The 9,097-nt window shown below is 58.5% G+C and carries 10 protein-coding genes; all 10 read right to left on the reverse strand.

The window, feature by feature from the left end; genetic code table 11:
- Positions 1-66: 66 nt before the first annotated feature.
- Complete coding sequence (locus ACO6BQ_RS10985; RefSeq protein ID WP_489120917.1) at positions 67-465, reverse strand: biotin/lipoyl-containing protein; 399 nt, start codon at positions 463-465, stop codon at positions 67-69.
- Between the two features lie 97 nt (positions 466-562).
- Entirely contained in the window at positions 563-700 is a 138-nt protein-coding gene (locus tag ACO6BQ_RS10990) for a hypothetical protein (RefSeq protein ID WP_314663058.1), read from the reverse strand.
- A 12-nt stretch (positions 701-712) separates the two neighbouring features.
- Positions 713-2,242, reverse strand: a complete 1,530-nt coding sequence (mmdA, locus tag ACO6BQ_RS10995) for a methylmalonyl-CoA decarboxylase subunit alpha (protein ID WP_489120922.1) — start codon at positions 2,240-2,242, stop codon at positions 713-715.
- An 81-nt stretch (positions 2,243-2,323) separates the two neighbouring features.
- Positions 2,324-2,740: a methylmalonyl-CoA epimerase gene (gene mce / locus ACO6BQ_RS11000; protein WP_006692992.1), complete on the reverse strand. Its 417-nt coding sequence runs from the start codon at positions 2,738-2,740 to the stop codon at positions 2,324-2,326.
- Positions 2,741-2,780: 40 nt separating this feature from the next.
- Positions 2,781-3,719: a methylmalonyl Co-A mutase-associated GTPase MeaB gene (meaB, locus tag ACO6BQ_RS11005; RefSeq protein ID WP_489120918.1), complete on the reverse strand. Its 939-nt coding sequence runs from the start codon at positions 3,717-3,719 to the stop codon at positions 2,781-2,783.
- A gap of 96 nt (positions 3,720-3,815) precedes the next feature.
- Positions 3,816-4,208 (reverse strand): cobalamin B12-binding domain-containing protein, encoded by a 393-nt coding sequence (locus ACO6BQ_RS11010; RefSeq protein WP_006692994.1) that lies wholly within the window; start codon positions 4,206-4,208, stop codon positions 3,816-3,818.
- 91 nt (positions 4,209-4,299) lie between these two features.
- Positions 4,300-5,946, reverse strand: coding sequence for an acyl-CoA mutase large subunit family protein (locus ACO6BQ_RS11015; protein ID WP_489120919.1), 1,647 nt, complete (start codon positions 5,944-5,946; stop codon positions 4,300-4,302).
- 72 nt (positions 5,947-6,018) lie between these two features.
- The gene (gene scpC, locus ACO6BQ_RS11020; RefSeq protein WP_489120920.1) at positions 6,019-7,515 is read right to left on the reverse strand and encodes a succinyl-CoA:acetate CoA-transferase ScpC; all 1,497 of its coding nucleotides are present in this window, start codon (positions 7,513-7,515) and stop codon (positions 6,019-6,021) included.
- 478 nt (positions 7,516-7,993) lie between these two features.
- Positions 7,994-8,614, reverse strand: coding sequence for a glycoprotease (locus tag ACO6BQ_RS11025; protein ID WP_489120921.1), 621 nt, complete (start codon positions 8,612-8,614; stop codon positions 7,994-7,996).
- Between the two features lie 13 nt (positions 8,615-8,627).
- Positions 8,628-9,086, reverse strand: coding sequence for a peptidoglycan recognition protein family protein (locus ACO6BQ_RS11030; RefSeq protein WP_489120924.1), 459 nt, complete (start codon positions 9,084-9,086; stop codon positions 8,628-8,630).
- Positions 9,087-9,097 lie beyond the last annotated feature (11 nt).

Here is a 9,097-nt window from a genome sequence, read left to right on the forward strand (position 1 = left end):
TGCGGGCAAAAAAGATGCGTCAAGATGGCGGCGCTGAATTTATCAGTGCTTCCCTTGTTCGATCGATTAGCCGAGGATGACCATGGACTCGCGCACCTTGACCGACTGACCTGCGGAGACGTTGACCGCCTTGACCGTGCCGTCAGCAGGCGCAGCGATCTCGTTCTGCATCTTCATCGCCTCGAGGATGAGGAGCGTGTCGCCCGCCTTGACTGCCTGGCCGACCGCAACCTTGACCTCGATGATCTTGCCCGGCATCGGAGCGTCCACAGACTGCTCACCAGCGCCCGCCGTTGCCGCCGGAGCAGCCGGTGCTGCAGGAGCAGCCGGAGCCGGTGCAGCCGCCGGAGCAGGTGCCGGTGCAGCAGCGCGCGGAGCGGCAGCCGGAGCAGCTCCCGCTGCGCGTACCTCCTCGACCTCGACTTCGTAAGCAGTGCCGTTGACCGTGATGTTGAACTTCTTCATGTGTTATTCCTCCAACATTTATATTCCCAAGGGAAGCACGCCGTTTCTAATCATGCTCCCCCCGCGACAGACTTCCTGGATGAACAGGATTACGGAATCAAAGATTACTGCGGTTGGCGAGCGTCCAAACCTCTGCGGGTTTGATGCGCACGGCGACAACCTTCGACCCCATCGCCGACTGAACGGCGGCGGTGATGGCAGCGATGATCTCCGGTGCAACAGTGTTTGCAGCCATGTTTTTCCTCCCTTAGAGCGGAATGTTCCCGTGCTTCTTCGCGGGATTGTCCTCACGCTTGCTCGAGAGCGCGTTGAGTGCCGTGATGATGTAGGGACGCGTCTCGCTCGGCGTGATAACCATGTCGATGTAGCCGCGCTCCGCCGCCTTGTACGGGGTCGCAAACTCCTCGATGTACTCTGCCGTGCGCGCATCCTTGTCCGGATCCTTGCGGAAGATGATGTTTGCAGCACCCGCAGGTCCCATAACGGCGATCTCGGAGGTCGGCCATGCCATGACCTGATCCGCACCGAGCTCGCGGTTACACATTGCGATGTAGGAGCCGCCGTACGCCTTGCGCGTGATGACCGTGACCTTGGGCACCGTCGCCTCGCTGTATGCGTAGAGCATCTTCGCGCCGTGGCGGATGATGCCGCTGTACTCCTGATCGACCCCCGGCAGGAAGCCCGGCACGTCGACGAGGTTGACGAGCGGAATGTTGAACGCATCGCAGAAGCGGATGAAGCGCGCCGACTTGTTGGACGCGTCGACATCGAGGCAGCCTGCCATGACGTTCGGCTCGTTCGCAATGATGCCGACCGTACGGCCGTCAAAGCGTGCGAAGCAGCAGATGATGTTCGTCGCAAAATGCTGATGCACCTCGTAGAACTCGCCGTTGTCGACGAGCGCACGGATGACATCCTTCATGTCGTACGGCGCATTCGGGTTGTCGGGGATGAGCGTGTTGAGGCTCTCATCCTGACGGTTCGGGTCATCGCCCGTCTCGACGCGCGGGGTCTCCTCCATGTTGTTGCTCGGGAGGAAGGAGAGCAGATAGCGGATCTGGTCAATGCAGTCCTCATCGTTCTCCGCAGCGAAATGCGCGACACCGGAGCGGCTGTTGTGCGTCATCGCACCGCCGAGCTCCTCCGCCGTGACCTCCTCCGCCGTAACGGACTTGATGACGGCAGGGCCCGTGATGAACATCTGGCTCGTGTTCTTCACCATGAAGATAAAGTCCGTGAGTGCGGGGCTGTAGACCGCGCCGCCCGCGCAGGGTCCCATGATGACGGAGATCTGCGGGATGACACCCGAGGACTTCGTGTTGCGGTAGAAGATGCCGCCGTAGCCCGAGAGTGCGTCAACCGCCTCCTGGATGCGCGCGCCGCCCGAATCGTTGATGCCGATGCAGGGTGCCCCCATCTTCATCGCGAGATCCATGACTTTCCAGATCTTGTGAGCGTGCTTCTCGCCGAGCGAGCCGCCCTCGACGGTGAAGTCCTGTGCGAATGCATAGACGAGTCGGCCGTTGACCGTACCGTAGCCCGTCACAACGCCCTCACCCGGCAGTTCCTTCTTATCCTGCCCGAAGTTCGTGCAGCGATGGCGGACGAACATATCCAGCTCGACGAAGGTCTCCTCATCGAAGAGCAGGTTCAGGCGCTCACGCGCGGTGAGCTTGCCCTTGCCGTGCTGCTTCTCGATCGCCTTCGCGCCGCCGCCCTGCATGAGATGCTCTTTCTTCTCCAGCATGAGCTCAATTTTTTCCTGGACTGTGGACATCATATCCCTCCTGTATATCTGCCTGCGGGAAACCGGAATGAAGCTCCCCGCAGGGATTATGCGTCACAATGTCGGATGCTGTCAGCGATCCTCATGCTCGCAGATCTCGAGGAGAACGCCCTTCGTCGACTTCGGATGCAGGAACGCGATCTTCGCGCCGCCCGCGCCGATGCGCGGCTTCTCATCGATCATCTTGACACCCTTCGCCATGAGGTCGGCAATCGCGTTCTCGATGTTGTCGACGCGCAGAGCGATGTGCTGGATGCCCTCGCCCTTCTTCTCGATGTATTTCGTGATCGGGCTGTCGTCCGCCGTGCCGATCAGCAGCTCGATCTCGCTCTTGTTCGGGGTCGGGTGGAAGGTCGTCGTGACCTTCTGCTCGGCAACCGTCTCCTCAGCCGTGCAGGGAATGCCGATCACGTCCGACCAGAAATTCTTCCCCTCTTCGAGATCCTTCACGGCAATGCCGATGTGATCTACTGCCAGAACCTTGAACATAGGTGCTTCCTCCTTGGGAAATTGCTGTCAATTTCCACTTTTAAGATAACATTTCGGCCATGACATCGCCCACCACGGTGTAGGGGTCGGTCTCATGCGCCTTGATTTTCGCCACATAGTCGTCGAGTCTTCCCGTGTCGACAATGCGGCGTTCGATGCTCCGCCGTACACCTGCGTGCAGGATGTCCAGCATCTCATCGCGTGTGCGGCGCGTACGCCGCTCGGTGAGGACACCGTTGCCCTCGATGTGGCTGCGATGTTCCTCGATGGTGTCAACCAGCTCCGCGATCCCATCGCCGCGATTCGCGACGACCTTGCGGATCGGCGGACGCCAGTCGCTCATGTGATCGTCCAGATCCAGCATCATGTTGATCTCACGGACGAGCTTATCCGCGCCGTCAAGATCGGACTTGTTGATGGCGAACACGTCGCCGATCTCAAGGATGCCCGCCTTGATCGCCTGGATGTCGTCGCCCATGCCCGGGATCAGTACAACCATTGTGGTGTCCGCCGCCCGCACAATATCCACCTCGGACTGCCCGACACCGACGGTCTCGACAAAGATGATGTCCTTGCCGAACGCATCCATGACCTTTACCGCGTCAGCCGTCTTGTGCGAGAGCCCGCCGAGGCTGCCGCGCGTTCCCATGCTGCGGATAAAAACGCCCTCATCGAGCGTCAGGTCGTTCATGCGGATGCGGTCGCCCAGAATGGCACCGCCGGAAAAGGGGCTTGTGGGGTCGACGGCGATGATGCCGACGGTTTTCCCGCGCTTGCGGTATTCCTTGGCAATCTTGTCCGTCATGGTGCTTTTGCCCGCACCCGGAGGGCCGGTAATGCCCAGCACATAGGCATGTCCCGTATACGGATAGAGCGCCTTCATAATGTCGGTCGCCGACGCGCGTTCGTTCTCGATCGCCGTGATGGCACGCGAGAGTGCGAGGCGGTTTCCATTGAGCACTTCGGCTGCAATATCCATGCGCCCACCTCCTTCGTGCAGTCAACTCCATACAGGGGAATGGATGACAGACAAAAGATTCTTCTGCCTGTCATCCATCCTTTCAAAATGACGTTGTTACGCCACATGCTCCTTAATGAAGTCAACCACTTCGCCGGTCGGTGTGCCGGGCGTGAAGACGGCGGCAACGCCCGCGTCCTTGAGTGCGGGGATGTCGCCCTCGGGGATGACCCCGCCGCCGATGACGAGCACGTCGTTCATGCCCTTCTCGCGCAGCAGGTTCACAACCTTCGGGAAGAGATGCGGATGTGCACCCGAGAGAATGCTCATCGCAACGACGTTGACGTCCTCCTGCAGAGCTGCCTCGGCAATCTCCTCGGGGGTCTGACGAAGGCCTGTGTAGACGACCTCGAATCCTGCATCACGCAGGGCACGGGCGACGACCTTCGCGCCGCGGTCATGACCATCCAGACCCGGCTTTGCAACGAGCACTCTGATTTTCTCTGCCATTTTTATATTCCTCCTGAACGGGGCTGCCGCCACATGGGCGGCACGCCCCCACTGCATTCACCAAACAACCGCTATGCCAAAGTGCCAATGCTTACAGATTGACGTGCGCCTCGTACTCGCCAAAGACCTCGCGCATGACGCCGCAGATCTCGCCGAGCGTCGCGTAGGTCTTGACCGCTGCGAGGATGTGCGGCATGAGGTTCTCGTTCTCGTCGCCGCACGCCGTCTTGAGGTCGGCGAGGGCTGCCTGCACGGCTGCATTGTCGCGCTTCGCCTTCATCGCCTCGACCTTCGCCTTCTGCTTCTCGCCGACGGATGCGTCGACGCGGAGCAGGTTCTTCGGAGCCTCTTCCTCCACCTGGAACTTGTTGACACCGACGATGACGCGGGCACCGGATTCGACGTCCATCTGCCACTTGTAGGCACTATCCTGAATCTCCTTCTGGATGTAGCCCTTCTCGATCGCCGCAACTGCGCCGCCGAGATCGTCAATCTTCTTGATGTACTCCCAAGCCTCTGCCTCGATGCGGTTCGTGAGAGCCTCAACGTAGTAGGAGCCTGCGAGCGGGTCAATGACATCGGCAAGTCCGCTCTCATGCGCAACGATCTGCTGCGTGCGGAGCGCGACCATGACCGAGTCCTCCGTCGGAAGCGCAAGAGCTTCGTCGCGGGAGTTCGTGTGGAGCGACTGCGTGCCGCCCATGACAGCAGCTGCCGTCTGGAGTGCGACGCGGACGATGTTGTTGTTCGGCTGCTGTGCGGTCAGCATGGAGCCTGCCGTCTGGGTGTGGACGCGGAGCATCATGGACTTCGGCTTTTCTGCCTTGAAGCGCTCCTTCATGACCTTCGCCCAGATGCGGCGCGATGCGCGGAACTTCGCAACCTCTTCGAGCACGTTGTTGTGTGCGTTCCAGAAGAAGGAGAGACGTCCTGCGAAATCGTCGACGCTGAGTCCCGCCTTGATGGCGGCCTCGACGTAGGCAATGCCGTCCGCGATGGTGAATGCAATCTCCTGCGATGCCGTGGAGCCGGCCTCGCGGATGTGGTAACCCGAGATGGAAATGGTGTTCCAGTTCGGGACGTTCTTGGAGCAATACTCAAAAATGTTCGTGATGAGGCGCATGGACGGGCGCGGCGGGAAGATGTACGTGCCGCGTGCCGCATACTCCTTCAGAATGTCGTTCTGGATCGTGCCCTTGAGCTTGTCTGCCGACACGCCCTGCTTCTCCGCCACGGCGATATACATCGCGAGGAGGACGGATGCGGGAGCGTTGATCGTCATGGACGTGGAGACCTTGCCGAGGTCGATCTGGTCAAAGAGGATTTCCATGTCAGCGAGCGAGTCAATCGCAACACCGACCTTGCCGACCTCGCCCTCCGCGATGGCATCCGTGGAGTCGTAGCCAATCTGCGTCGGAAGGTCGAACGCGCACGAAAGTCCCGTTGCGCCGCTCTCGATGAGGTAACGGTAACGCTTGTTGGACTCCTCCGCCGTGGAGAATCCTGCATACATACGCATCGTCCAGAAGCGTCCGCGGTACATCGTCGGCTGAACGCCGCGGGTATAGGGGTAGACACCGGGGAAGCCGATGTCCTGCGCGTAGTCCGTCTCCTGGATGTCGAGCGGAGTATAGAGTCCCTGCTCGGGGATGTTGGGACGCGCGGGGAACTTCGCCGTTGCCTTTTCTACGGTAGCATTGTACTTGTCAAGCCCCGCCTGGATGTTTTCATTGCTCATGAACGTATTCTCCTTTTACAGTTCTTTTGTGTTGGGTTATGCCCTAAAGGGGTTTGCCCCCTCTTTATCTGATTATTTCTGCATCGACCCTGTCGCGAGGAAGCGCTGATGGAAGGAAAGCGCCTCGTCGAGAAGGTGCGGCGTCTGTGCGCCCTTCGTCGCTGCAAGTGCACGCTCGTAGTAGTCGAGCAGAATCGGACGGAAGTCCGGATGTGCGCAGTTGTTGATGATCTCCAGTGCGCGCTCACGCGGACTCTTGCCGCGCAGATCCGCGATGCCCTGCTCCGTAATGACGATATCGACATCATGCGCACCGTGATCGATGTGCGAGCAGAACGGAACGATCGACGAGATCTTGCCGCCCTTCGCCTCGGACTGCGTATAGAAGATCGTGAGGTAGGCGTTGCGTGCAAAGTCGCCGCTGCCGCCGATGCCGTTCATCATCTTCGTGCCCGTGACGTGCGTGGAGTTGACGTTGCCGTAGATATCGACCTCGATCGCCGTGTTCATCGCGATGACACCGAGACGGCGGACAACCTCGGGGTTGTTCGAGATCTCCTGCGGGCGGAGCATCATGATCTTCTTATACTTGTCGATGTCCTTGTAGAACCGCTGGAGACCTTCGGGCGAGGGTGAGAACGCCGTGCCCGATGCGAATTTCAGCTTGCCTGCATCCGCAAGGTCGAACATACCGTCCTGGATAACCTCGGTATAGACCTCGAGATCCGTGAAGTCGGAGCTGACAAAGCCTGCGATAACGGCGTTTGCCACGTTGCCGACACCCGACTGGAGCGGCAGGAGTCCCTTCGGCATACGCCCCTCGGCGATCTCCTTCTTGAGGAGTTCGACCGTGAACGCACCCATCTTGCGCGCGATCTCATCGACCGGTGCAAGCGCACGCGTCTTGTCCGTGATGTCGCAGGGGACGATGTACTTGATCTTCTCCAGCGGACAGGGCATGAACGTCGTGCCGATCCGATCCCCCGCCTTTGTGATGGGAATCGGCAGACGATTCGGTGGATCGAGAGGAATGTAAATATCGTGCATGCCGACAAGCTCCATCGGCTGGCTCGTGTTCACCTCGACGATGACCACGTCTGCACTCTGAATGAACGACGGCGTGTTGCCGACCGAGGTCGAGGGGATGATGCCCTCCTCGGTGATGGCGACCGCCTCGACGAGTGCGACGTCGATCTTGCCGAGGAATCCCTCACGCGACTGCTGCGCCACCTCGGAAAGATGCATGTCGAGGTAGCTGACCACACCGGAGTTGATCGCATTGCGCAGCGGCGTATTCGTCTGATAGGGCAAACGCTGCTTGATGCCGCCCGCCTCAGCGAGTGCACCGTCCAGCTCGGGGCCTGTCGAGGCACCCGTCCAGATGTTTACCTTGAACGGATTCTTCTTCATGCGCTCGGCGATGGCAAGCGTGACCGCCTTGGGGTATCCGGACGGCGTAAAGCCGCTGGCACCGATGGTCATGCCGTCGGCAAAATACTCTGCCGCCGTCTCCGCGCTGACAACTTTGTCCGCTAGGGACTTGGGAATGCGATCGGAAATATCGATCATAGAAAAACCTCCCTCTGATACGCCGGACAGCAGGTACTGCCGTCGTCCACTGATACTCCTATGCCATACACAGCAAACAACCGCAGGCATTCAGAAATTCTTATTTCATCTTGTGAATTATTCATGGTAGGAATGTTCTGAATAACTGCTAGTTATCGTAGCTGTATAAGTCAATTATATCTTTCCATAGGATATCACGAAAAAAAAATGCCGTCAAGATTACATTGACGGCATTTTCTGTGATTTGTGAAAAGAATACAAAAATATGCAACGAGACAATATAGCAAATCCAAAAGCGAACCCGTAAACCCAACAGCAACAAGGCTTTGCAGGAATAACACAGTGTTTTTTGCACAATGACGAAATAGCAATATAGAGGGCGAATCATGGTGTTTTGTAGGCAAATTGTAGACAAATGTAGACAAGAAAAACAGAGGGGACGGCGCACGAAACGCTGTCCCCTCTGTTCGTTTATTTGTCACCACTCGGCGACGTTATACATGACGGTCACGCCCTTATAACGCCCGCCGTCAAAGTGCGCCAGTGCCTCAAATCGCCCCTGCTCATATCCGACGGTCATGAGCGCCTTGCCGTCAATCACGGATGCCCCCGCCTTGACGCGGTGGTCTTTTCGGAGGTTGATTTTATACACGTCAACTTTCTGCTTATCTTGCGGTAGTTCTTTCCCGTCTGCGTCTTTCGTAATCGGCGTGACAACGGTACGATCAGACTTCTCACGCGCTGCCCGTGGCAGTGTCGGCGCGTCTTCACGTATCTCTTTTTCAACGACCTGTGCCGCCTGTTCGACGGTTGGTGCTGTGACGTAGTACGTTGTTGACGGCGCACGCTGCTCTGCCTGCACTTCTGCAAGACGCTTTTGCAGGGCGTTTGCATTGGCGTGTGAAATGTCCAGCCGCGCCCGCAGTGCCTTAACGTCCTGCGTCTCTTCCTGCGTCATGACAGCAGGTTTTTCGGCCGCCGTCTGCTCCGATGCGGAGTGCCGGCCAACAGCATACGCAATGCCAACAAGCAGGAGACACAGGATCACCAGAAGAACGGTTTTATGCTTTGTAATGGTATCTTTCACCCGTTCAAGCATTGTATGCCCCTCCTCACGCATTGGCGTAGAAGTTTGCCTTTCCCACAACGGTGTCCATCATCTCATAGAGATTCCTGCCAGGGCACGCCGTCGACATGAGCTCCCTGTGTCCTACGATGTGGTCACGGTCGATCGTCAGCCCATAGTCGGTGCAGAGATTCGCAAGGAGCATTGCGAGCGATTCGATCTGCGCATCCGTCGGCTCTGCCTCCTCAAAGTTCCCGCACACATGAATCCCAATGGTGTGTGCGTTCTCTCCGTAGGCGTGTGCTCCAACGGTCCAATGCGGTCTTCCCTGCTCCACCGTGCCGTCCTTGCGGATGACGTAGTGGTAGCCGATGCACGTCCACCCCTGCCCCTTGTGACTTGCGTCAATCTCTGCCGCCGAGAGATCGTCATCCGTAGGATTGCCCGTGTGGTGGATGACAATCTGGTCGGTGGTGCGGCGTGTCTCAAGACAGCTGTGGTCGATTTCAAGATTCA

Source organism: Centipeda sp. (in: firmicutes) (assembly GCF_057271695.1).

Excerpts from the sequence above, each read along its gene's own strand:
- ACO6BQ_RS11010 (WP_006692994.1), bottom strand. The coding sequence starts at position 4,208 with ATGGCAGAGAAAATCAGAGTGCTCGTTGCAAAGCCGGGTCTGGATGGT.
- ACO6BQ_RS10990 (WP_314663058.1), bottom strand. The coding sequence starts at position 700 with ATGGCTGCAAACACTGTTGCACCGGAGATCATCGCTGCCATCACCGCC.
- mce (WP_006692992.1), bottom strand. The coding sequence starts at position 2,740 with ATGTTCAAGGTTCTGGCAGTAGATCACATCGGCATTGCCGTGAAGGAT.
- meaB (WP_489120918.1), bottom strand. The coding sequence starts at position 3,719 with ATGGATATTGCAGCCGAAGTGCTCAATGGAAACCGCCTCGCACTCTCG.
- mmdA (WP_489120922.1), bottom strand. The coding sequence starts at position 2,242 with ATGTCCACAGTCCAGGAAAAAATTGAGCTCATGCTGGAGAAGAAAGAG.
- ACO6BQ_RS10985 (WP_489120917.1), bottom strand. The coding sequence starts at position 465 with ATGAAGAAGTTCAACATCACGGTCAACGGCACTGCTTACGAAGTCGAG.
- scpC (WP_489120920.1), bottom strand. The coding sequence starts at position 7,515 with ATGATCGATATTTCCGATCGCATTCCCAAGTCCCTAGCGGACAAAGTT.
- ACO6BQ_RS11025 (WP_489120921.1), bottom strand. The coding sequence starts at position 8,614 with ATGCTTGAACGGGTGAAAGATACCATTACAAAGCATAAAACCGTTCTT.
- ACO6BQ_RS11015 (WP_489120919.1), bottom strand. The coding sequence starts at position 5,946 with ATGAGCAATGAAAACATCCAGGCGGGGCTTGACAAGTACAATGCTACC.